Origin of the sequence: Streptomyces sp. NBC_00637, assembly GCF_045161545.1 — a bacterium.
GTDB lineage: Bacteria > Actinomycetota > Actinomycetes > Streptomycetales > Streptomycetaceae > Streptomyces.
The window spans coordinates 7029345-7052707 of record NZ_CP109046.1 but is presented as its reverse complement, the minus strand read 5'-3'; the positions used below and the strand labels follow the sequence as shown (position 1 = coordinate 7052707).

General features: G+C 70.2%; 23 protein-coding genes. 3 read left to right on the top strand and 20 right to left on the bottom strand.

The genetic code is table 11. The features are described 5' to 3' along the window. Positions 1-2: 2 nt before the first annotated feature. The gene (locus OG440_RS31055) at positions 3-983 is read right to left on the bottom strand and encodes an aspartate carbamoyltransferase catalytic subunit (protein WP_020128860.1); all 981 of its coding nucleotides are present in this window, start codon (positions 981-983) and stop codon (positions 3-5) included. A gap of 95 nt (positions 984-1078) precedes the next feature. Continuing rightward, positions 1079-1663 carry a bifunctional pyr operon transcriptional regulator/uracil phosphoribosyltransferase PyrR gene (gene pyrR, locus OG440_RS31050; protein ID WP_406010064.1) on the bottom strand — a complete coding sequence of 195 codons (585 nt, stop codon included), beginning with the start codon at positions 1661-1663 and terminating at the stop codon, positions 1079-1081. A gap of 240 nt (positions 1664-1903) precedes the next feature. Here pyrR and bldD point away from each other — a divergent pair, with 240 nt between their 5' ends. After that, positions 1904-2404, top strand: a complete 501-nt coding sequence (gene bldD / locus OG440_RS31045; protein ID WP_020128858.1) for a transcriptional regulator BldD — start codon at positions 1904-1906, stop codon at positions 2402-2404. Between the two features lie 197 nt (positions 2405-2601). Here bldD and nusB read toward each other — a convergent pair whose 3' ends face one another. From nusB to OG440_RS30955, 18 genes are all read right to left on the bottom strand, one after another. Then, a complete protein-coding gene (gene nusB, locus OG440_RS31040) occupies positions 2602-3036 on the bottom strand; it encodes a transcription antitermination factor NusB (protein ID WP_351768131.1) in 435 nt (144 codons plus the stop codon). 2 nt (positions 3037-3038) lie between these two features. Further along, on the bottom strand, positions 3039-3605 hold the full coding sequence (gene efp / locus OG440_RS31035; RefSeq protein WP_020128856.1) for an elongation factor P: 567 nt from the start codon (positions 3603-3605) through the stop codon (positions 3039-3041). A gap of 51 nt (positions 3606-3656) precedes the next feature. Then, positions 3657-4763, bottom strand: coding sequence for an aminopeptidase P family protein (locus OG440_RS31030; protein WP_406010063.1), 1107 nt, complete (start codon positions 4761-4763; stop codon positions 3657-3659). Positions 4764-4854: 91 nt separating this feature from the next. Further along, positions 4855-5676: a Pro-rich N-terminal domain-containing protein gene (locus OG440_RS31025; RefSeq protein ID WP_406010062.1), complete on the bottom strand. Its 822-nt coding sequence runs from the start codon at positions 5674-5676 to the stop codon at positions 4855-4857. 190 nt (positions 5677-5866) lie between these two features. Then, positions 5867-6961, bottom strand: coding sequence for a 3-dehydroquinate synthase (gene aroB, locus OG440_RS31020; protein WP_406010061.1), 1095 nt, complete (start codon positions 6959-6961; stop codon positions 5867-5869). Beyond that, complete coding sequence (locus OG440_RS31015) at positions 6958-7473, bottom strand: shikimate kinase (protein WP_406010060.1); 516 nt, start codon at positions 7471-7473, stop codon at positions 6958-6960. Before OG440_RS31015 ends, aroB begins: the two co-directional genes overlap by 4 nt. Continuing rightward, positions 7470-8654: a chorismate synthase gene (gene aroC / locus OG440_RS31010; protein ID WP_406010059.1), complete on the bottom strand. Its 1185-nt coding sequence runs from the start codon at positions 8652-8654 to the stop codon at positions 7470-7472. The genes OG440_RS31015 and aroC overlap by 4 nt, the downstream gene beginning before the upstream one ends. Positions 8655-8829: 175 nt before the next feature. Next, a complete protein-coding gene (locus OG440_RS31005; RefSeq protein WP_406010058.1) occupies positions 8830-9687 on the bottom strand; it encodes a shikimate dehydrogenase in 858 nt (285 codons plus the stop codon). After that, entirely contained in the window at positions 9668-11431 is a 1764-nt protein-coding gene (gene mltG, locus OG440_RS31000; RefSeq protein ID WP_406010057.1) for an endolytic transglycosylase MltG, read from the bottom strand. The genes OG440_RS31005 and mltG overlap by 20 nt, the downstream gene beginning before the upstream one ends. Positions 11432-11554: 123 nt before the next feature. Continuing rightward, positions 11555-12019, bottom strand: a complete 465-nt coding sequence (ruvX, locus tag OG440_RS30995; protein ID WP_093775835.1) for a Holliday junction resolvase RuvX — start codon at positions 12017-12019, stop codon at positions 11555-11557. Positions 12020-12027: 8 nt separating this feature from the next. Beyond that, on the bottom strand, positions 12028-14700 hold the full coding sequence (gene alaS / locus OG440_RS30990; protein WP_406010056.1) for an alanine--tRNA ligase: 2673 nt from the start codon (positions 14698-14700) through the stop codon (positions 12028-12030). Then, on the bottom strand, positions 14700-15056 hold the full coding sequence (locus OG440_RS30985) for a hypothetical protein (RefSeq protein WP_406010055.1): 357 nt from the start codon (positions 15054-15056) through the stop codon (positions 14700-14702). The genes alaS and OG440_RS30985 overlap by 1 nt, the downstream gene beginning before the upstream one ends. Positions 15057-15064: 8 nt before the next feature. Continuing rightward, a complete protein-coding gene (locus tag OG440_RS30980; protein ID WP_062646681.1) occupies positions 15065-15505 on the bottom strand; it encodes a DUF948 domain-containing protein in 441 nt (146 codons plus the stop codon). A 183-nt stretch (positions 15506-15688) separates the two neighbouring features. Beyond that, on the bottom strand, positions 15689-16303 hold the full coding sequence (gene rpsD / locus OG440_RS30975; protein ID WP_093775827.1) for a 30S ribosomal protein S4: 615 nt from the start codon (positions 16301-16303) through the stop codon (positions 15689-15691). A gap of 298 nt (positions 16304-16601) precedes the next feature. After that, positions 16602-17957, bottom strand: coding sequence for a replication-associated recombination protein A (locus OG440_RS30970; protein ID WP_406010054.1), 1356 nt, complete (start codon positions 17955-17957; stop codon positions 16602-16604). Between the two features lie 59 nt (positions 17958-18016). Next, positions 18017-18679: a vitamin K epoxide reductase family protein gene (locus tag OG440_RS30965; protein ID WP_406010053.1), complete on the bottom strand. Its 663-nt coding sequence runs from the start codon at positions 18677-18679 to the stop codon at positions 18017-18019. A gap of 307 nt (positions 18680-18986) precedes the next feature. Continuing rightward, positions 18987-20249, bottom strand: coding sequence for a histidine--tRNA ligase (hisS, locus tag OG440_RS30960; protein ID WP_406010052.1), 1263 nt, complete (start codon positions 20247-20249; stop codon positions 18987-18989). A 13-nt stretch (positions 20250-20262) separates the two neighbouring features. Further along, complete coding sequence (locus OG440_RS30955; RefSeq protein ID WP_406010051.1) at positions 20263-20979, bottom strand: MBL fold metallo-hydrolase; 717 nt, start codon at positions 20977-20979, stop codon at positions 20263-20265. A 180-nt stretch (positions 20980-21159) separates the two neighbouring features. Between OG440_RS30955 and OG440_RS30950 the strand changes: the two genes are divergently transcribed. Then, the gene (locus OG440_RS30950) at positions 21160-21975 is read left to right on the top strand and encodes a peptidylprolyl isomerase (protein WP_406010050.1); all 816 of its coding nucleotides are present in this window, start codon (positions 21160-21162) and stop codon (positions 21973-21975) included. A gap of 157 nt (positions 21976-22132) precedes the next feature. Beyond that, on the top strand, positions 22133-23362 hold the full coding sequence (locus OG440_RS30945; RefSeq protein ID WP_406010049.1) for a DUF349 domain-containing protein: 1230 nt from the start codon (positions 22133-22135) through the stop codon (positions 23360-23362). The last annotated feature ends 1 nt before the right edge of the window (position 23363 follow it).

Below are 23363 nucleotides of genomic sequence, written 5' to 3'. Positions count from 1 at the left end.
TCTTACTTCTCCTCGGTGGTGCGGGCGTGGCTGACGGCGGGCTCGTTGCCGCCCAGGAGCAGGTAGAGGACGGCCATCCGGATGGACACGCCGTTGGCGACCTGCTCGACGACGGTGCAGCGCTCGGAGTCGGCGACCTCGGCGGTGATCTCCATGCCGCGGACCATCGGGCCGGGGTGCATGACGATGGCGTGCTCGGGCATCCGCGCCATGCGGTCGCCGTCGAGGCCGTAGCGCCGCGAGTACTCGCGCTCGGTGGGGAAGAACGCGGCGTTCATCCGCTCGCGCTGCACCCGCAGCATCATCACCGCGTCGGACTTCGGCAGCGTGCTGTCGAGGTCGTACGACACCTCGCACGGCCAGGTCTCGATGCCGACCGGCACGAGGGTGGGCGGGGCGACCAGGGTGACCTCGGCGCCGAGCGTGTGCAGCAGGTCGACGTTGGAACGGGCGACCCGGCTGTGCAGCACGTCGCCGACGATCGTGATGCGCTTGCCGGCGAGGTCCTGGCCGATCCCGGCGTCCCGGCCCACCAGCCGGCGACGCATGGTGAAGGCGTCCAGGAGTGCCTGGGTGGGGTGCTGGTGGGTGCCGTCGCCCGCGTTGACGACGACCGCGTCGATCCAGCCGGAGGTGGCCAGGCGGTAGGGCGCGCCGGAGGCGCCGTGCCGGATGACGACCGCGTCGACGCCCATGGCCTCCAGCGTCTGCGCGGTGTCCTTCAGGGACTCGCCCTTCGACACCGACGAACCCTTGGCGGAGAAGTTGATGACGTCCGCGGAGAGGCGCTTCTCGGCGGCCTCGAAGGAGATGCGCGTACGCGTGGAGTCCTCGAAGAAGAGGTTGACGATCGTGCGGCCGCGCAGGGTCGGCAGTTTCTTGATGGGCCGGTCGGCGACCCGGGCCATCTCCTCGGCGGTGTCGAGGATCAGGACGGCGTCGTCGCGGGTGAGGTCGGCGGCCGAGATGAGATGACGCTGCATCTGTCAGGCTCCGTAAGGCAGTTCAGGTGGGGGAGATCACGGGCGTGCAGGGCACGGCTGTGAGGCGCACGGCACGGGGGCCGCACGCGCGCGTGCTACTGCTGGGCGGCCGGCTTCACACCGAGCAGCACGGTGTCGCGACCGTCCTCCTCGGCGAGCTGGACCTTGACCGTCTCCCGCAACGACGTGGGGAGGTTCTTGCCGACGTAGTCGGCGCGGATGGGCAGTTCCCGGTGGCCGCGGTCGACGAGGACGGCGAGCTGGACCGCGCGCGGGCGCCCGAGGTCGTTCAGGGCGTCGAGGGCGGCGCGGATGGTGCGGCCGGAGAAGAGCACGTCGTCGACGAGGACGATGAGCTTGCCGTCCAGGCCGTCACCGGGAATCTCCGTGCGGGCCAGCGCACGCGGCGGGTGCATGCGCAGGTCGTCGCGGTACATGGTGATGTCGAGGGAGCCGACCGGGATCGTGCGCTCGGTGATCTGCTCGAGCTTGGCGGCGAGCCGCTGGGCGAGGAAGACGCCACGGGTCGGGATGCCGAGCAGCACCACGTCGTCGGCGCCCTTGGCGCGTTCGACGATCTCGTGGGCGATACGGGTCAGTACCCGTGCGATGTCGGGGCCTTCGAGCACGGGCCGCGCGTCGGCTTGCCGGGAGTCCTGCTGAATGTCCTGCTTGTCCATAAGAAACGGACCTCCTTCTCCGCCTCACGGGACGGACCTTAAAGGACGTCGGATTTGCGCCATCCACGGTAGCAGGCCGCGGCACCGCCCCGATCACCCCCTTGGCGTAACCGGCCGGGGATACCACGGAAGCGTCGGTGTGGACCATTCGGCTTGACTCAGAAGAATCACGCTGCGTAACCTCACAGTGAGTTACCAGCACGCGGCTCGTGCCGCGTCGACCCAGTGCCGGGGAGCTATATGTCCAGCGAATACGCCAAACAGCTCGGGGCCAAGCTCCGGGCGATCCGCACCCAGCAGGGCCTTTCCCTCCACGGTGTCGAGGAGAAGTCCCAGGGACGCTGGAAGGCGGTCGTGGTCGGTTCGTACGAGCGCGGCGACCGCGCCGTGACCGTGCAGCGCCTTGCCGAGCTGGCGGACTTCTACGGCGTTCCCGTGCAGGAACTGCTGCCGGGCACCACTCCGGGCGGGGCCGCGGAGCCGCCGCCGAAGCTGGTCCTGGACCTGGAGCGACTGGCCCACGTGCCGGTCGAGAAGGCGGGTCCCCTTCAGCGGTACGCGGCCACGATCCAGTCGCAGCGCGGTGACTACAACGGCAAGGTGTTGTCGATCCGCCAGGACGACCTGCGCACGCTCGCCGTCATCTACGACCAGTCCCCCTCGGTCCTGACCGAGCAGCTGATCAGCTGGGGCGTCCTGGACGCGGACGCGCGTCGCGCGGTCTCCCACGAGGAGGGCTGAGGCCACAGCCGGTCGCAGCGCTCAGCAGAAACGTGCCGCCGGGGTGGCCGGAACCTGATGGTTCCGGCCACCCCGGCGGCTGTCTGCGGGCCCGCGGGGGCTCGGAGGCACCGGGTGCCGGAGATACGCCTGAGGGCCCGCAGCGTGTCGCTGCGGGCCCTCAGGCGTTGTCGTACGACTGCCGTACGGCTGTGCCGTTACGCCTCGTCCCGGCGCAGTGACGGCTTGAGCTCCTTGAACCGGCCGAGCAGGCCGTTGACGAACGACGGCGACTCGTCCGTGGAGAACTCCTTGGCGAGCTGCACCATCTCGTCGAGGACGACCGCGTCCGGGGTCTCGTCGGCCCAGATCAGCTCGTAGGCGCCGAGACGCAGGATGTTGCGGTCGACGACCGGCATCCGGTCCAGCGTCCAGCCGACCGAGTACTGCGAGATCAGGTCGTCGATGCGCCGCGCGTACCCGGCGTACCCCTCGACCAACTGCATGGTGTACTCGCTGACCGGCGGCTGCCGGGTGTCGGCCCGGGAGAGCCGGATCCAGTCCGCGAGGACCGTCAGGACGTCGACTCCGCGCTGGTCGCCCTCGAAGAGGATCTGGAAGGCGCGCTTGCGGGCCGTGTTGCGGGCAGCCACGGTTAGCTGTTCACCCGGCCGAGGTAGTCGCTGGTGCGGGTGTCGACCTTGATCTTCTCACCGGTGGTGATGAAGAGCGGGACGTTGATCTGGTGACCGGTCTCCAGGGTGGCGGGCTTGGTGCCACCGGTGGAGCGGTCCCCCTGCAGGCCCGGCTCGGTCTCCTGCACGACGAGCTCGACGGCGGCCGGCAGCTCGACGAAGAGCACCTCGCCCTCGTGCTGCGCGACGGTGGCCGTGAAGCCCTCGATCAGGAAGTTGGCGGCGTCGCCGACGGCCTTGCGGTCGACCATCAGCTGGTCGTAGGTCTCCATGTCCATGAAGACGAAGTACTCGCCGTCCATGTACGAGAACTGCATGTCGCGCTTGTCGACAGTGGCCGTCTCGACCTTGACGCCGGCGTTGAACGTCTTGTCGACGACCTTGCCGGAAAGCACGTTCTTCAGCTTGGTGCGCACGAAGGCCGGGCCCTTGCCGGGCTTGACGTGCTGGAACTCGACGACGGACCAGAGCTGGCCGCCTTCGAGCTTGAGCACCAGGCCGTTCTTGAGGTCGTTCGTGGAAGCCACGGTTGCGGAATCTCCTGGACTGACGTGGACGACCCCGGTGCACGCACCTGCCTAGAGGGCGAGCAGCTCCTTGGTCGTAATGGTGAGTAGCTCGGGTCCGCCGTCCGCCTCGGGGCGCACGACGAGCGTGTCATCGATCCTGACACCGCCCCGGCCCGGGAGGTGGACCCCCGGTTCGACGGTGACCGGCACGCAAGCGTCCAGTTTACCCATGGCCGCGGGAGACAGCTGCGGGTCCTCCTCGATTTCGAGCCCGACCCCATGCCCGGTGAGCGCCGGAAGGCCCTCGGAGTGCCCCGCGGAGTCCAGGATCTGGCGGGCCGCGCGGTCCACGTCCCGGAAGGCGGCGCCGGGTACCAGGGCCTCGCGTCCGGCCCGCTGGGCAGCGAAGACGAGGTCGTACAGCTCGATCTGCCAGTCGGCGGGGGACGTGCCGATCACGAAGGTACGGCCGATCTCGCAGCGGTAGCCGCGGTAGCTCGCCCCCAGGCAGACGGAGAGAAAGTCGCCTTCCTCGACCCGGCGGTCGGTGGGCCGGTGGCCGCGCCGGCCGGAGTTCGGGCCGGTGGCGACCGAGGTGGGGAAGGCGGGGCCGTCGGCACCGTGATCGACGAGACGCCGTTCCAGTTCGAGGGCGAGATGCCGTTCCGTACGGCCCACCAGGATGGACTCCAGCAGCTCGCCCAGGGCCTGGTCGGCGATCTCGGCGCCGATCCGCAGGCAGGAGATCTCCTCCTCGTCCTTCACCACTCTCAGCTGCTCCACCGCGCCGCCCAGGTCGGCGAGGCGCAGCCGGGGCGCGACGGAGCTCAACGCGCGGTGGCGGGCCACCGTGAGGTGGTGCTCCTCCACCGCGAGGGAGTCGCCGCCCTCGCCCACGAGGAGATCGGCGGCGGCGACCGCCGGATCGCCTCCGGGCAGGCGCAGCACGTGGATCCGCAGGGCCTCGTCCGGCCGGCCCTCGCTCGGGCGGTCGTCGGGCGGGCCCGTGCAGACGAGAAGATCCTCACGTCTGCCCAGCAGCAGGACGGCGCCGCGCGGGGCCGCACCGGCGAGGTATCTCACGTTGGCGGGGCGGGAGATCAGCGCGGTGGCGCTGCCGCTGGCGTTGCAGCGTTCTCTCAGCCGGGTGCGGCGGGACGCGTAGACCTCTGACATGACACGAGCGTAGGAGGAGTGGCCGGATTGTGCCGGTTGGGGAGGCGTTCGGGGGAACGGTCCGGGCCGGACGGGAGCGCGCGGGGGCGCTCTACCACTTCGGGGGGCTCGCGATCGCCCTCGCCAGGACGTCGTCCAGGACCCTTGCCGTGGTCGGGACGTCCAGTTGGGAGTTGTCGATGATGGGCAGGCCGGAGCCGTACCAGCCGGCCATGCGGCCGTGGATACGGGCCACCTCCTCGTCGGTGAGGCGGCGGTTGCCGGCGCGTTCGGCGTTGCGCTCCAGGACCACTTCCAGGCCGGGCAGGAGGACGACGGGCAGCAGACCCGGGCCCACGTGCCGTTTCCAGCCACCCAGGCCCACGGCCGGGCGGTCGGGGAAGATCGCGTCGTCCAGGATGCACGAGATGCCGTTGGCCAGGAAGTTGCGCGCGGCGAAGCCACAGGTGCGGCGGGCCAGACGGTACTGGGCCTCGGAGTGGTCGTTCCACCCGGACTGCGGGTCGGCGAAGCCCGAACGCACCCATTCCCGCACGTCGTCGAGGCTGACGTGGGCCGTGGGCACCCGGCGGTGGTCGGCCCAGAACTTGGCGACGCTCGTCTTTCCGGCGCCCGCCGGGCCGATCAGCAGTACCGCCAGCGTGGTGGCCGCCGGGTCGGGGACGGTCGGGGCGGGCGGCGCGCTGGGCATCGGGACGGGGCCGCCCGGCGGCAGTCGGACGTGCCCGGTGGTATCGGTGCCCTGCGGGCCCGGGGCGTGCTGCGGGGCCGGTGGCGGCGGCACGGGAGGGACCGGTGGCTCGGGCGCGGGCGGCACCGGGCCCGAGGGGGCGCCGAGGTACCCCGGCTGCTGCTGGGGGGCGCCACCCGGCTGGTGGGGCGGCGGCAGCGGAGAACCCACTGCGTGCTGCATCCGGTGCCACTCCGTCTCGTACAGGCAATGGGCGCTGGTTGTGAGGGGCGCGAAACCCCCTCTTCGCTACTGAACGGTACCGCCCCCGGCCGTCGTTTGGTGAACGGCCGGGGGCGGTCCGAAGTGCCCGCCGTGGAAAGCGAATCGGGCGGAAGGGAAGCGGGCGGACCTACTCGCCCATCCCGCGCTCCTACTCGCCGACCTCCCCGTACGCGGCCAGCAGGACGGCCGGGTCGGGACCCTCGAGGACGTTCGGCTTGGCGAGGCCGTCCAGGACGATGAACCGCAGCAGGTCGCCGCGGGACTTCTTGTCGACCTTCATGTTCTCCAGCAGCTTGGGCCACTGGTCATGGCGGTAGTGCAGCGGCAGTCCCACCGACTCCAGGACCGTGCGGTGGCGGTCGGCCGTCGCGTCGTCCAGCCGGCCCGCGAGGCGGCCCAGTTCGGCGGCGAAGTGCATGCCCACCGACACGGCCGCGCCGTGCCGCCACTTGTAGCGCTCGTTCTTCTCGATCGCGTGCGCCAGGGTGTGGCCGTAGTTCAGGATCTCCCGCAGGCCCGACTCCTTCAGGTCGGACGACACGACGTCCGCCTTGACCCTGATGGAACGCTCGATGAGCTCGGCGGTGTGCGGGCCCGCCGGGGTGCGGGCGGCCTCGGGGTCGGACTCGATCAGTTCGAGGATCGCCGGGTCGGCGATGAAGCCGGCCTTGATGATCTCGGCGAGCCCGGAGACGTAGTCGTTGACCGGCAGGGAGTCCAGCGCGGCCAGGTCGCACAGCACACCGGCCGGCGGGTGGAAGGCACCGACGAGGTTCTTGCCCTCGGCGGTGTTGATGCCGGTCTTGCCGCCGACGGCCGCGTCGACCATGGCCAGCACGGTCGTCGGGACGGCGATCCAGCGCACCCCGCGCAGCCAGGTAGCGGCGACGAACCCGGCCAGGTCCGTGGTGGAGCCCCCGCCGACGCCCACGACGACGTCGGTGCGGGTGAACCCGGACTGGCCGAGCGCCTTCCAGCAGTAGGCGGCGACCTCGGCGGTCTTGGCCTCCTCGGCGTTCGGCACCTGGATGGCGACGGCCTCGTAGCCCTGTTCGGCCAGGTCGGCGCGGAGCGCCTCCCCGGTGCCGGCGAGCGCCTCGGGGTGGATCACGGCGACCCGCTTCACGCGGTCACCGATCAACCCGCCCAGCTCGCCCAGCAACTGACGGCCGATCAGAACCTCGTACGGCTCCGAACCCGCGCTGCCGCCGACCCGGATCCGCGTGACGGACTCGCTGCTCATACTTCCTTCAACTCCAAAGCGTCCAGGGCTGCTTGGCCGACCTCTTCGGGCGTACGGCCGTCCGTGGTCACGACCGCGGTCGCGACGCCCTCGTAGAGGTGGCGGCGGGCGTCCATCAGTTCGCGCCACTGCTTGCGCGGATTGACGGCAAGCAGCGGGCGCGCCGCGTTCAGACCGGTCCGCTTGACGGCTTCCTCGACGTCCATGGCCAGGTAGACCACGCGCTGCCCGGCCAGGAGCCCGCGGGTGTCGGCGTCCAGGATCGAGCCGCCGCCGAGCGCCAGCACGCCGTCGTGCTCGGCGAGCGCGCGCCGCACGGCCCGCTTCTCGACCGCACGGAAGGCGTCCTCGCCCTCGTCGACGAAGATCTCCGCGATGCTGCGGCCCGCCTCGGCGACGATGTCGTCGTCGGTGTCCCGGTAGGCGACACCGAGCCGCTCGGCGAGCAGCTGCCCGACGGTGGACTTGCCGACGCCCATCGGGCCGACGAGGACGACCACCGGCCCGCTCATCGGATGTGCAGACTGTCGAGGTACGACCGCACGTTGCGGCGGGTCTCGGGGACGCTGTCGCCGCCGAACTTCTCCGCCACCGCGTCGGCGAGCACCAGCGCGACCATCGCCTCGGCGACGATCCCGGCGGCCGGGACCGCGCACACGTCGGAGCGCTGGTGGTGCGCCTGGGTGGCCTCGCCGGTGGCGACGTCCACCGTCTTCAGGGCCCGCGGCACGGTCGCGATGGGCTTCATCGCCGCGCGGACGCGCAGCAGCTCGCCGGTGGTGAGGCCGCCCTCGGTGCCGCCGGAACGGCCGCTGGCGCGCCTGATGCCCTCGGGCGTGGTGACGATCTCGTCGTGCGCCTTCGAACCCGGCACGCGCGCGAGGTCGAAGCCGTCGCCGACCTCGACGCCCTTGATCGCCTGGATGCCCATCAGGGCCGCGGCCAGGCGGGCGTCCAGCCGGCGGTCCCAGTGCACGTGCGAGCCGAGGCCGACCGGGACGTCGTACGCCAGCACCTCGACGACGCCGCCGAGGGTGTCGCCGTCCTTGTGGGCCTGGTCGATCTCCGCGACCATCGCCTTCGAGGCGTCCGAGTCCAGGCAGCGGACCGGGTCCGCGTCCAGCTTCTCGACGTCCGCGGGGGTCGGCAGGACGCCGTAGGGCGCCTTCGCGGCCGCCAGCTCGACGACGTGCGAGACGATCTCGATGCCGGCCGTCTCCTTCAGGTACGACCGGGCCACCGCGCCCAGCGCGACCCGGGCGGCCGTCTCACGCGCGGAGGCGCGCTCCAGGATCGGCCGGGCCTCGTCGAAGCCGTACTTCTGCATCCCGGCGAGGTCGGCGTGGCCGGGGCGCGGGCGGGTGAGGGGGGCGTTGCGGGCGAGGCCGGCGAGGATCTCCGGGTCGACCGGGTCGGCCGCCATGACCTGTTCCCACTTCGGCCACTCCGTGTTGCCCACCATGACGGCGACCGGGGACCCCATGGTCAGGCCGTGCCGGACACCGCCGAGGAAGGTGACCTCGTCGCGCTCGAACTTCATGCGCGCACCACGCCCATAGCCGAGCCGTCGCCGCGCGAGGTGGTCGGCGACCATCTCGGTGGTGATCGGCACGCCGGCGGGAAGGCCCTCCAGCGTCGCGACAAGTGCGGGACCGTGGGATTCCCCCGCGGTCAGCCAACGCAGCCTGCTCAACGATGCTCCTCAGTGCTCGCGCCCTGGTACTGCTCTGCGCACGCGCGTCCATCGCGTACGTCGCTGGCGTGACCGGGTGCGCGGCCCTGGCCCGCCACCTCCGATCCTCCCACGTCCCGGCCCTGGAACCGGTCGCCGGTCCAGCAAGCGGACGGTGCAGCGGCCGGTGAGGGGCTCACGGGTGGTGCGAGGCCCCGCGGGCGGCGAGGGCGTGCTCGCCCGCCTGTCGCATGGCCTCCACCGGCGCCGGGGCCCGGCCGGTCATCTGCTCCACCTGGAGGACCGCCTGGTGCACGAGCAGGTCGAGGCCGCTGACGACGGCGCCGCCGAACATGGACCAGCGGGCGGCCAGCTCGGTCGGCCACGGGTCGTAGAGCACGTCGAAGAGGGTGGTGGGGCGCTCCGGCACCGAGGCGGCGAGGGCGTCCGTGGCCCCCGCCGGGGTGGTCGCGACGACCAGCGGGAAGCGCAGCGCGTCTGCGGCGTCCGCCCAGTCGGCGATCCGGACGTCGACGTCGAGCCGCTCGCCCCACTGCCGCATCTCGGCGGCGCGGGCCGCGCTGCGGACGTAGGTGACGATCTCTCCGGCGCAGACCCGCGACAGGGCGGCCAGGGCGGAGGACGCGGTCGCGCCGGCGCCGAGGATCGCGGCCGAGTCGACCTGTTCGACGCCACGCTCGCGCAGGGCGGCGACCATGCCGGGGATGTCCGTGTTGTCGCCGAGCCGTCGGCCGTCCTCGGTGAACACGAGGGTGTTGACCGCCTCGACGGAGGCCGCCGTCTCGCTGATCTCGTCGAGCAGCGGGATGACCGCGCGCTTCAGCGGCATGGTCAGCGACAGGCCGGCCCATTCGGCGCCGAGCCCGGTCACGAAGGAGGGCAGGGCCTCCTCGTCGACGTCGAACCGGTCGTACGACCAGCCGGTGAGTTCCAGTGCCTCGTACGCGGCGCGGTGCAGCACCGGGGAGAGGGAGTGGACGATGGGGCTGCCGAGTACCGCGGCCCGGCGGGCGTCAGTTGCCCGTACTGGCATCGAACTTGTCCTTGAGTTTCTGGAAATCCGCGTAGGTCTTGGCGAATTCCGTGTTGCTCTCACCGTCGGTGGCCACGAAATAGATCCAGCCGTCGGTGGTCGGATTCATGGTGGCCTTCAGCGCGTCCTCGCCGGGATTCCCGATCGGTCCGGGCGTCAGGCCCTTGTTGGTGTAGGTGTTGTACGGGTCCTTGTTGCTGTTGATCTCGGACTCGCTGATGTCGATCTTGCTCTCGCCCTTCAGGTAGTTGAAGGTCGAGTCGAACTGGAGCAGTTGGTTGGTCTGGTCGTTCGTCGGCTTGAGCCGGTTGTAGACGACCTCCGCCATCTTGCGGTAGTCGTCGTGCGTCTTGCCCTCGGCCTGGACGAGGCTGGCGACCGTGATGACCTGCAACGGGTTCTCGAGCTTGAGCGCCTTGGCCTTCGCGTCGAGGTCGTACTCGCCGTACACCTCGTTGGCGTGGGCGACCATCGACTTCAGGACCGCCGCGGGCTTCATGCCCTTGGCCGCGGCGTACGTCCCCGGGAAGAGGAAGCCCTCCAGCGGGTCCTTGATGTCATCGTTGTCGTTCGCCCAGGCGGGCAGACCGAGCGTCTTGTAATCGCTCTCCGCCACTTTTCTGGTGGCACCGGAGGCAAGTCCGAGTTTGGCGTCGATGATTTTGTAGACGGCCACGTTCCGCTGCCCCGGAGTGACCATCACGTTGGCCTGGCTCTTGGGGTCGAGCATCATCTCCACGGCGTTCTTCGCGGACATCTCCTTCTTCAGGATGTATGCGCCCGCCTGGATGCCTCCCGCTTCGGGATTGTTCGTGAACGCCGAGACGAACGCGTCGACGCTCTTGACCACGCCGGCGTCCTTCAGCAGTCGGCCGATCGCGGCACCGCCGGAGCCCTTGGGCACCTCGACGCTCACGGTCTGCTTGGTGCCCTCGCCCGCGAAGTCCGGAGCCGCGCCGTAACGATTCTGGTAGTAGTCGTAGCCGAAATACCCGACGCCCGCGACGCCGCCGCCGAACACCAGCACGACGACCAGGCAGGCGCAGCCGTTGCGGCTCTTCTTGCCCTTCTTGGTCTTCGTGCCCTTGCCGCCCCGGCCCCGCCGGTCGCCGCGGCCCTCCGGCTCGTCGTCGTCCTCGTCGTCCTCGGCCCCGCCGCCCGCGAAGAAGGCGTGCTCACCCTGATCGGGCCCGGGGTCCCAGTCGGGCTTCTGCTCGGACTCGGGTTCGGGCGCGGGCTCGGGCTCGGCGCGCCGCCGGGCGGGCGGCTCCGGCGGCGGATACGCGTCCGGAGTGCCGTAGAAGTCGGGCTGCTCGGCGCCGTAGGCCGCGGCCTGCTGCCCGTAGGGGTCACCCGGATCGGCCGCGTAGGGGACGTGGGCATGGGTGCCCGTGCCGTCCCAGCCGCCCTCCTGATACCCCTCGTGATAGGGCTGCTGGTTCTGGTGGGCGAACTGCTGGCCCTGATCGGCGTACTGCTGCTGGTCGTAGCCCTGGTACTGCGGGTCGTACTGCTGCTGTCCGTACTGCTGCTGGTCGTACTGCTGCGCCTGTCCCTGGTGCCAGTCGCCGTACTCCTGCTGCTGCGGCTGCTGCTGCTGCGGGTAGTGGGGGTGCTGTGGCTGGCCACCGTAGGCAGGCTGATGGCCCGTGGGGGCCTGCTGCCCTTCCCATCCGCCGTCCCCGTACAACGGGTCCTCCGGATGCCACGGTTCGGAGCCAGGGCCCCGGCCATACTCAGTCATCGATCCCCTAGAGCCGCGAGGCGGCGATCACGCGGCTTTATCAGGCCCGTCACCGTTCCGTCTCTCTCTGTGCGGCCGCTGTTCGAACGCCGCCACATCGCGCGGAACGTTACCGTACCGCGATCAGATGACCACTTCGACGCCCTCGCCCGGCGCTTTACCTGACACCCGTTCGGATTCCAGCGCCTGCTGAAGGATGATCACAGCGGCTGCCTGGTCGATCACCGAGCGGCCCTTCTTCGCCTTCACACCCGAGGCACGCAGTCCCTGACTGGCTGTCACGGTCGTCATCCGCTCGTCCACCAGACGTACGGATACCGGCGCGATTTTGTTCGCCAGCTCCTGCGCGAAACCGCGGACCTTGACCGCGGCCGGGCCCTCGCCCCCCTTGAGGGAGCGGGGCAGACCCACCACGACCTCGATCGGCTCGTACTCCTCGACCAGTTGTCCGAGCCGGCGGTGTGCCGCGGGGACGTCCCGGCCGGGGACCGTCTCCACCGGGGTGGCGAGGATCCCGTCGGGGTCGCACGAGGCGACCCCGATCCGGGCGTCCCCGACGTCGATCGCGAGTCGACGGCCCTTCCTCATCGACTGACTCACTTGGCCGTTTCCGCCACGAGCCGCTCGACGGCGTCCACGGCGTCGCCGACCGCGGACGGGTTCTGGCCGCCGCCCTGAGCGACGTCCGGCTTGCCGCCACCGCCGCCGCCGAGGGTCTTGGCGGCCGTACGGACCAGCTCGCCGGCCTTGAGACCGCGCTCGCGGGCGGCCTCGTTGGTGGCGATGACCGTGAGGGGCTTGCCGTTGTTCACCGTGAACAGGGCGACCACGGCGGCCCGGCCGCCCTGGATGCGGCCGCGCACGTCGAGCACGAGCCTGCGCAGGTCGTCCGGGGTCGTGCCGTCCGGGACCTGGCCGGTGACGAGGGCGACACCGCAGACGTCCTTGGCGGAATCCGTGAGACCGGCGGCGGCCTGGAGGACCTTCTCCGCGCGGAACTTCTCGATCTCCTTCTCGGCGTCCTTCAGCTTGCCGAGCATGGCGGAGACCTTCTCCGGGAGCTCTTCCGGACGGCCCTTGATCAGCTCCTGGAGCTGGGCGACGACCGTGTGCTCACGGGCCAGGAAGTTGTAGGCGTCGACGCCGACGAGGGCCTCGATGCGGCGGACACCCGAGCCGATCGACGACTCGCCGAGCAGCTTCACCAGACCCAGCTGGGAGGTGTTGTGCACGTGCGTGCCACCGCACAGCTCCTTGGAGAAGTCGCCGATGGTCACGACCCGGACCCGCTCGCCGTACTTCTCGCCGAACTCGGCGATGGCGCCCTGCTTCTTGGCCTCGTCGATGCCCATGACCTCGGCCTGGACGTCCAGGTCCCGGGCGAGGATCTCGTTGATCTTCTGCTCGACGTCGGTCATCACGGCCGTCGGGACGGCGGACGGGGAACCGAAGTCGAAGCGGAAGCGGCCGGGCTGGTTCTCGGAACCGGCCTGGGCGGCCGTCGGGCCGAGGGCGTCGCGCAGCGCCTGGTGCGTGAGGTGCGTGGCCGAGTGGGCGCGGGCGATGGCCGTGCGGCGGCGCCGGTCGATCGAGGCGTGGGCCTTGGCGCCGAGCGTGACCTCGCCGACCTGGACGACGCCCTTGTGGACGTACACGCCGGGTACCGGCTTCTGCGTGTCGCGGATCTCGATGACGGCGCCGGTGTCCACCTTGATGCGGCCGGTGTCGCCGATCTGGCCGCCGCCCTCGGCGTAGAACGGGGTGCGGTCGAGGACGATCTCGACCTCGTCGCCCTCGGTGGCGGCCGGCGAGGAGGCGCCGTCGACGAGGATGCCGACGATCGTCGACTCGCCGTCGGTGTCGGAGTAACCGATGAAGTCGGTCTCCCCGGCCTTGTCGGCGATCTCGCGGTAGGCGCCGACACCGGCGTGGCCGGTCTTCTTGGCCTGGGCGTCGGCCTTGGCGCGTTCCCGCTGTTCCTTCATCAGACGGCGGAAGCCGTCCTCGTCCACGGAGAGGCCCTGTTCGGCGGCCATCTCCAGGGTGAGGTCGATCGGGAAGCCCCAGGTGTCGTGGAGCAGGAAGGCCCTGTCCCCGGCCAGCACCGTGCCACCGGACTGCTTGGTCTCGGTGACGGCGGTGTCGAGGATGTTGGTGCCGGCCTTCAGCGTCTTGACGAAGGCGTTCTCCTCGGCCAGGGCGACCTTCTCGATGCGCTCGCGGTCGGTGACGAGTTCGGGGTACTGCTGCCCCATCATCTCGATCACGACGTCGATCAGGTCCTTGACGACCAGACCCGTGGCGCCGAGGAGGCGCATGTTGCGGATGGCGCGGCGCATGATGCGGCGCAGGACGTAACCGCGGCCCTCGTTGCCGGGGGTGACGCCGTCGCCGATGAGCATCACGGAGGTGCGCATGTGGTCGGTGACCACGCGCAGCGAGACGTCCGACTCGTGGGCCGCGCCGTACTCGACACCGGTCAGCTCGGTGGCCTTCTTGATGACGGCCATCGAGGTGTCGATCTCGTACATGTTCTGCACGCCCTGCAGAATCATGGCGAGGCGCTCGAGGCCGAGGCCCGTGTCGATGTTCTTGCTCGGCAGGTCGCCCAGGATCTCGAAGTTGTCCTTGCCGATGCCCTCGCCGCGCTCGTACTGCATGAAGACGAGGTTCCAGATCTCCACGTACCGCTCGTCGTTGACGGCGGGGCCGCCCTCGACGCCGAACTCGGGGCCGCGGTCGTAGTTGATCTCGGAACAGGGGCCGCAGGGGCCCGGGACGCCCATGGACCAGTAGTTGTCCTTCATGCCGAGGCGCTGGATGCGCTCCTTGGGCACGCCGACGACCTCGTGCCAGATCCGCTCGGCCTCGTCGTCGTCCTGATAGACCGTGATCCAGAGCTTCTCCGGCTGCAGGCCGTAACCACCCTTGTCCTGGGGGCTGGTGAGCAGCTCCCAGGCGTACTTGATGGCGCCTTCCTTGAAGTAGTCGCCGAAGGAGAAGTTGCCGCACATCTGGAAGAACGTGCCGTGCCGGGTGGTCTTGCCGACCTCTTCGATGTCGGGCGTGCGCACGCACTTCTGCACGCTGGTGGCGCGCGCCCACGGCGGCTTGACCTCGCCGAGGAAGTACGGCTTGAAGGGGACCATGCCGGCGGGGACCAGGAGCAGAGTCGGGTCGTCCGCGATGAGCGACGCCGAAGGCACGACGGTGTGCCCGCGCTCCTCGTAGAAGCTCAGCCAGCGGCGGCGGATCTCGGCCGACTCCATCAGTGGTCCTCATTCCGGTTGTGCGAGTACGTCGTGTTCTCGATGTGCTCGGGGTACTTGGGGGTGCTGCGGTTGTTCTCGATGGCGGTGTACCGCCGGGGCGCGGGAAGTTCGGGGTCCTCGCGGATCCCCAGCGCCTCCCCCAGTTCGGCCTCCCGCTGGGCCATGTTGTCGCGGACGTCGAGCGCGAAACCCACCGCGCGGTCCTTGAGGCGCGCTCCCGTCTCGAGCGCCTTGTTCGCCGCGGTCGCGGCGAGGCTCTCGGGGGTCAGCTGCTTCAGCTTGCGATTGACCTTGGTGGTGGCCCAGACACCGGCGGCGACGCCCGTGGTGAACCAGAAGGTACGGCGGAACATCGCTGGTCTCAGTCCCTCTTTCCACGGGGCTTGCGCTTCTCCCGCCGGGAGACGGTTCGGCCCACGATCACGGTCCGCCGGGGCTCCCTGGCGGGCACGTCGTCCTTGCGGCCGCCGAGGGCCCGGCGCACGCCGTAGCCGAAGGCGGCGACCTTCACCAGGGGGCCGCCGAAGGTGGAGGCGACCGTGGTGGACAGTGCCGAGGCGTTCGACGTGACTTCCTGGACGTCGGTGGCGATCGCGTCGACCCGGTCGATCTGGGTCTGCGCGGAACGCACCGCCGCGGAGGCGTCGGCCAGCAGCGGGACGGCCTGCTCGGTCACGTCGGCGACGAGTCTCGTGGTCGCCCTGAGCGTCTGGGCCAGCCTCGCCAGTGCGACGGCGAGGAAGGAGACCAGGATCGCCCAGAACACCGCCACCAGGATGCCGGCCACCTCTCCACCGGACACTGCGCACCCGCTCCCTGTCTGACGAACACCTATCTCTGGAGGCGAGCCTATCGCGCCGACGCCGGCGTTCCGTACCGGATTAGACGTGCGAAAGCCCGCCGTCCCACCTGCCCCGAGGGGCAGGGAGACGACGGGCCTCGGCGTGGGAGTCCTACGACCGCCGCAGTCCGATCCGGGTGGGGATCAGCGGGCGTAGTACTCGACGACGAGCTGCTCGTCGCAGATCACGGGGATCTCCTTGCGGTTCGGCTCGCGGTCCAGGCGGAACGCCAGGGCGCCGAGGTTCACCTGGAGGTAGCGCGGGGTCTCGCCGTCGGGGGCGAAGCCACCGGCGCGGGAGACCTCGAACAGCGTCTTGCTGCGGCTGCGCTCGCGGACCATCACGACGTCGTCGGGCTTGACGCGGAAGGACGGCTTGTCGACCTTCTGGCCGTTGACCTCGATGTGGCCGTGGACGACCATCTGGCGGGCCTGGTAGATCGTGCGGGCGATGCCCGAACGCAGGACCAGCGCGTCGAGACGGCGCTCGAGCTCGATGATCAGGGCCTCACCGGTCTTGCCCTGGACCTTGGAGGCACGCTCGTAGGCGCGGACGAGCTGACGCTCGGACACGTCGTACTGCGCGCGCAGACGCTGCTTCTCGAGCAGACGGACCTTGTAGTCCGAGTTCTGCTTGCGGCCACGGCCGTGCTCACCCGGCGGGTAGGGGCGGGCCTCGAAGTACTTGACGGCCTTCGGGGTCAGCGCGATGCCGAGGGCACGCGACTTCTTGACCTTGGGACGGGGCTGGTTCGCCACGTGTGTCTCTTTCCTGGTTTCCGGCTTGTCAGGGTTAAGGGAGGTCGCATCCGCAGCCGGGGAAACCCGCCGGGTCCGCGTGGAACCTGCCGGGCAGCCGCTCCCCTGATCTGGGCACATACGTGCAGCACGCGAGTTGCCCACCGACCGTCCCGGAGTTCCGGGTGGTGATGGGCTGCCCGCGACACCTATCGACGGTGCGCGACGCTCCTGGAGCTGGTCCGAGGACCGCTGCTCCGGCCGACTGTCCCGTTCTGACGGCACGGGACGCGGCACTTCGGGCGAGTCTACAGGGTGCTCAGGACCCGTCGCGACCGAGGTGCTGCCGGGTCCACTGGACCGCGTCCGCGTAGCGGGCCTCGGCGCCGTGCCGGGTGGGCTCGTAGTACTCGCGGTCCTTGATGGCGTCCGGGGCGTACTGCTGGGCGGCGATGCCCTCGGGCAGGTCGTGCGGGAACACGTACCCCTGCGCGTGCCCCAGCTTGGCGGCGCCCTTGTAGTGGCCGTCGCGCAGATGCGGCGGCACCGGGCCGGCCAGTCCCTTGCGCACGTCGTCCAGGGCGGCGCCGATCGCGGTCGTCGCGGCGTTGGACTTGGGTGCCAGCGCGAGCGCGATGGTGGCGTGGCTGAGCGTGAGGGCGGCCTCGGGGAAGCCGATCATGGCCACGGCCTGGGCGGCGGCGACCGCGATCGGCAGGGCGTTCGGGTCCGCCAGGCCGATGTCCTCGCTGGCGGAGATCATCAGGCGGCGGGCGATGAACCGGGGGTCCTCGCCTGCCTCGATCATGCGGGCCAGGTAGTGCAGGGCCGCGTCGACGTCCGACCCCCGGATGGACTTGATGAGAGCGCTGGCGACGTCGTAGTGCTGGTCGCCGTCACGGTCGTACTTCACCGCCGCGCGGTCGACCGTCTGCTCCAGGGTCTGGAGGCTGATCTCCGTCTCGTCCTGGTCCAGGGCGGCTCCGGCGGCGGCCTCCAGGGCGGTGAGCGCGCGGCGGGCGTCGCCGCCCGCGATGCGCAGCAGATGAGCCTCGGCGTCCTCGGGGAGGGTGAGGGCGTCCTTGAGGCCGCGTTCGTCGGCCAGGGCGCGCCTGACGAGGGCGCGGAGGTCGTCGTCCGTGAGCGGCTCGAGGGTCAGCAGGAGGGAGCGGGAGAGGAGCGGCGAGATGATCGAGAAGTACGGGTTCTCGGTGGTCGCCGCGATCAGCGTCACCCAGCGGTTCTCGACCGCCGGCAGGAGGGAGTCCTGCTGGGCCTTGCTGAAGCGGTGGATCTCGTCGAGGAAGAGGACGGTCTCCTTGCCGTAGCCGCCGATGGCGCGGCGGGCGCCGTCGATGACCGCGCGGACCTCCTTGACGCCGGCGGTGATGGCCGACAGTTCGACGAACCGCTTGTTGGTGGCCTTGGAGACGACATACGCCAGGGTCGTCTTCCCGGTGCCGGGCGGCCCCCAGAGGATCACCGAGGAGGGTCCGGCCGGGCCCGTGGCGCCTTCGCCGACCAGGCGGCGCAGGGGTGAGCCGGGCTTCAGCAGGTGCTGCTGGCCCACCACCTCGTCGAGGGTGCGCGGGCGCATCCGGACCGCCAGGGGGCTCCCGGCGGGATCCTTCTCCTGGCGGTCTTCCGCTGCGGCGGTGAACAGGTCGGGCTCCACACCTCGGAGCCTACGTCAGAGGTCTGACAGTGCCGTCCGACGCCCGTCCGGTACGGGGCTCAGGCCCAGAGGTCGGCGCCCCAGCGGGTCAGGATCAGCATGGCGATGACGCCGACGTGGGTGACCGGCAGGACCCAGGTGAACTCGCCGAGGAAGCGCTTCAGCCAGCTCGGGGCGGGCAGCAGGTCGTTGCGCACGGTGAACGACGTGACGTACCAGAACATGGTGATCGTCGCGACCCAGGCCAGCGAGCACCACAGGCACAGCGCGTTGATCTTGTACAGGGACTGGTACTGGAGCCAGCTGCAGAAGGCCACGCCGAAGAGGGTGCCGAAGTTGAAGGTCAGCCAGTACCAGCGCGGGAAAGTGACCCGGGTCAGCAGGCTCACGCCGACGCAGATCACGATGCCGTAGGCGACGAGGCCGAGCATCGGGTTGGGGAAGCCGAAGGCGGCGGCCTGCTTGCTCTCCATGACGCTGCCGCAGCTGATGATCGGGCTGATGCTGCAACTGGGCGTGAAGGTCTTGCCCTCGACCTTCGCCTCGAGGATCTTGAACTTGTCGAGGGTGATGACCCAGGCGGCCAGCAGACCGGCGGCACCGGTGATCAGCAGCAGGATCGCGAACGCCCGGCTGCCGCCCACGGTCCGGGGCTCGGTCGCGGTGACGCGCTCGGGCTCGGACTTCGTGGAGACGTCTTTGACTGTCGTCGTCTTGCTCATCACGCCGATCCGTCACTTGAGAGTTGGACCATCTTCGGGCAGGGGCCATTGTGCCGCACCGGCCCGGGTGCGCACCGTTCGGTATGCATAAGGAAGTACGTGAGGCAGCGCCCGGGCGTTCGGTTCCGGCCAAGGCCAGGCGCATGCCGGCACGCGCGCGTGGCCCCGGGACGCCGTCTCCTTCCGGAGGACGGACGGGCGGCCGCCAGGTTGACGCTCCGGCACATGACGAAGGCGCCGGGTCGCCCGACCCGGCGCCTTTCCCGGACTCGATCCCGCCGGCTGGGCCGGCGGGATCGGGTGTCCGCTAGCCCAGCTTCGACTCCAGTTCCGCCACGATCTCGTTGACGCCGATCGCGGTCTGCTCGCCGGACTCCATGTCCTTGAGCTGGACGACGCCCTCGGCGAGGTCGCGTTCGCCGGCGACGATCGTGTAGCGGGCCCCGCTGCGGTTGGCGCTCTTCATGGCGCCCTTGAGCCCCTTGGCGCCGTAGCAGAAGTCCGCGGCGACGCCGAGCTTGCGCAGTTCGGTGACCTTCGCGAAGAGGATCCGGCGGGCCTCGTCACCGAGCGGGACGGCGAACACCGAGGTCGCGGCGGGCAGTTCGAGCTCCACACCCTCCGCCTCCAGCGCCAGCACCGTACGGTCGACACCCAACGCCCAGCCCACCGACGGCAGTGCGGGGCCGCCGATCATCTCGGACAGGCCGTCGTAGCGGCCGCCGCCGCCCACCGCGGACTGGGAGCCCAGTCCGTCGTGGACGAACTCGAAGGTCGTACGGGTGTAGTAGTCGAGGCCGCGGACCAGCTTCGGGTCGTCCTCGAAGACCACACCCGCCGCCGTGATCAGCTCCCGGACCTCCTCGTGGTACGCCTTGCACGCGTCGCAGAGGTAGTCCCGCAGGAGCGGCGCGTCCCCGAGCTGCTTCTGGACCGCCTCCCGCTTGTCGTCCAGGACGCGCAGCGGGTTGATGTCCGCGCGGCGCAGCGTGTCCTCGTCGAGGTCCAGGCCCCGCAGGAAGTTCTGCAGCGCCTCCCGGTAGACCGGGCGGCACTCCTTGTCGCCGAGGCTGTTGAGCAGGATGCGGAAGTCGCGCAGCCCCAGCGACCGGTACGCCTGGTCGGCCAGGATGATCAGCTCGGCGTCCAGCGCCGGGTCCTCGGCGCCGATCGCCTCGGCACCGACCTGGGAGAAGTGCCGGTACCGGCCGGCCTGCGGCCTCTCGTACCGGTAGTACGAGCCCGAGTACCAGAGCTTGACCGGCAGGTTGCCCTGCTTGTGCAGGTTCGCCTCCAGGGCGGCGCGCAGCACGGACGCCGTGCCCTCCGGGCGCAGGGCGAGCCGGTCTCCTCCCTTGGTCTCGAAGGCGTACATCTCCTTGCTGACGATGTCGGTCGACTCACCCACACCGCGCGCGAACAGGTTGACGTCCTCGAAGCCGGGCGTCTCGACATAGCCGTAACCGGAGTTGCGCAGCGGGGCGGCGATCGCCTCGCGCACGGCGAGGAACTTCGCGGAACGCGGCGGAATCAGGTCGTACGTGCCCTTGGGGGCCTGAAAGGTACTCACGGAAGGTCTCTCGTCACATTCCTCGTCGGGGAGGGGCGTGCGAACCCGCTCCCTGGCCGCCGGCCGCCACCTGCCGCAGATGCGGGTTGGTGGCGCGCTCCTGGCCGATGGTCGTCTGGGGGCCGTGGCCGGACAGCACCACGGTCGAGTCCTCGAGCGGCAGGCACACGCGGGCCAGCGAGTCGAGCATCTCGGCCATGTCACCGCCGGGCAGGTCGGTGCGTCCGATGGAGCCGGCGAACAGCAGATCCCCGGAGAAGAAGACCGACGGGATGTCGGCCGTCTCGGGCATCCGGAAGGTCACCGACCCCTTGGTATGGCCCGGCGCGTGGGCGACGGAGAACTGCAGACCCGCCAGGTCCAGCCCCGCGCCGTCGGTCAGCTCACGCACGTCGTCGGGCTCCCCCACGGTCAGCTCGCCCATCAGCGGCATCCCGATGGACCGGCCGAGGGCCTTCTCGGGGTCGCTCATCATGTAGCGGTCCTCGGGGTGGATCCAGGCCGGTACGTCGTGCGCTCCGCACACCGGGACGACCGAGGCCACGTGGTCGATGTGGCCGTGGGTGAGGACGACGGCGACGGGCTTGAGCCGATGCTTCCTGATCGCTTCCTCGACTCCCTGGGCCGCCTGGTGGCCCGGGTCGATGATCACGCACTCCTCACCGGCGGCGGGGGCGACGAGATAACAGTTCGTCCCCCAGGCCCCGGCGGGGAACCCGGCAATGAGCACGATCGTCCTTCGTTTGTGTCGATACGCGTGGGCTTCTGGGCGGCTGCGCCAGTGGTCAGAGCCTACCGGCGCTGCCGTTTCCTCAGCGAACCCATATACGGTACGGGGCACACGCAGGCGGTCGGCTCACAAGACGCACGCGTCCCAATCGCCTTACGAGACGCACGAGGAGAGAACCCGGTGGTCACCCAGGAACAGCGGAAGCGTCAGCTCGCCCGGGAGAAGTTCTTGCGGCAGCAGCAGCGGCGCACCTCCGCGCGACGCAAGGCGCGCGTGCGCAACTCGGTGATCGCGTCGGTGCTCGGCGTGATCATCATCGGCAGTCTGGCGCTGTACACGAGCGGCGTCATGAAGGACGACGACAAGGCGAACGCGAGCTCGGAGACGACGCCTTCCGCGACGCCCAGTGCCGTCAAGGACCCGTGCGAGAAGGCCGCCGCGGGCTCGGTCAAGACGCAGAGCTGGAAGAAGGAGCCTGCGGTCACGATCGACAAGTCGGCGAAGTACACGATGACGCTCGCGACGACGTGCGGGGACATCGACATAGCGCTCAAGGCGAAGGCCGCGCCGCACACGGTGAACTCGTTCAGCTTCCTCGCCGGCAAGGGCTACTTCGACCACACCAAGTGCCACCGTCTCACCACCAGCGGCATCTACGTGCTGCAGTGCGGCGACCCGACGGGCAGCGGCAGCGGCGGTCCCGGATACACCATCCCGGACGAGAACCTGAAGGACACCAGCCTCAAGGACAACATCTACCCGGCGGGCACGATCGCGATGGCCAACACCGGCCAGGCGCACACCGGCGGAAGCCAGTTCTTCCTCGTCTACCAGGACAGCCAGCTGCCGCCCAGCTACACGCCGTTCGGCACCGTTTCGGCCGACGGCATGAAGGTGCTGGCGAAGATCGCGGGCGCCGGTGAGAACACGGGAGCCGGTGACGGAGCCCCGAACGCGACGGTCGTGATCAACAAGGCGACCGTCACGAAATCCTGACGGCGATCCGTCGGCGCAGGGGCGGTCAACTGCGCAATTTCGGTCGCGCTGGATGCGGACAGGCGGCCCGCCGGTCGCCTATGTTGGCCGTGACGAAACTGTGGACGATGCCCGGGGGCGCTGAAGCCCCTCGGAGGCATCATGTGGAGGAGGCGCTGTGAGCAGCGACCCGTGGGGCCGCGTCGACGAGACGGGGACCGTGTACGTGCGTACGGCCGACGGCGAGCAGGTGGTCGGTTCCTGGCAGGCAGGCTCCCCCGAGGAGGCGCTGGCCTATTTCGAGCGCAAGTACGAGGGCCTGGTTGTCGAGATCGGCCTCCTCGAGAAGCGAGTGAAGACCACCGATCTGTCGACCAAGGACGCCCAGGTCGCGATCGACCACATCCGCGAACAGGTCGACGCGCACCACGCGGTCGGTGATCTCCAGGCGCTGCGGGACCGGCTGGACAAGCTGGTGGCGACCGTCGAGTCGCGGCGCGAGGAGCGCAAGCAGCAGCGGGCCAAGCAGTCCGACGAGGCCCGCAAGGCCAAGGAGGACCTGGTCACCGAGGCGGAGCAGCTGGCACAGTCCGACCAGTGGCGGGCCGCCGGTGAGCGGCTGCGGGCGCTGGTGGACACCTGGAAGGGGCTGCCGCGTCTCGACCGCAAGTCGGACGACGAGCTGTGGCACCGGTTCTCGCACGCGCGCTCGGCGTTCTCCAAGCGCCGCAAGGCGCACTTCGCGCAGCTGGACGCGCAGCGCGAGGAGGCCCGTCGCACCAAGGAGCGGCTGGTCTCCGAGGCGGAGGGCCTGTCCGGTTCGTCGGACTGGGGTCCGACGGCGGCCCGCTACCGCGAGCTGATGGCGGAGTGGAAGGCCGCGGGCCGCGCCCAGCGCGAGCACGAGGACGACCTGTGGAACCGCTTCCGCGGTGCCCAGGACGTCTTCTTCGCCGCCCGCAGCTCGGTGTTCGCCGAGCGGGACGCGGAGCAGACGGAGAACCTGAAGCTCAAGGAGGAGCTGGCCGAGGAGGCCGAGAAGCTCCTGCCGATCGGTGACCTGAAGGCGGCACGTGCCGCCTTCCGCTCGATCAACGAGCGCTGGGAGGCCATCGGCCACGTGCCGCGCGACGCCCGGCCGAAGGTCGAGGGCCGGATGCACGCCGTGGAGCGGGCGATGCAGGAGTCCGAGGAGGCCGAGTGGCGCCGGACGAACCCGGAGGCACGCGCGCGTGCCGCGGGTCTGACCGGTCAGCTCCAGGCCGCCGTGGACAAGCTGCGGACGCAGATCGACCAGGCCCGCGCCCAGGGCAACTCGGCGAAGGCCGACAAGCTGGAGCGTGAGCTGGAAGGCCGCCAGGCACTGCTGGACCAGGCCCTGAAGGGCCTGCACGAGTTCGGCGGCTGAT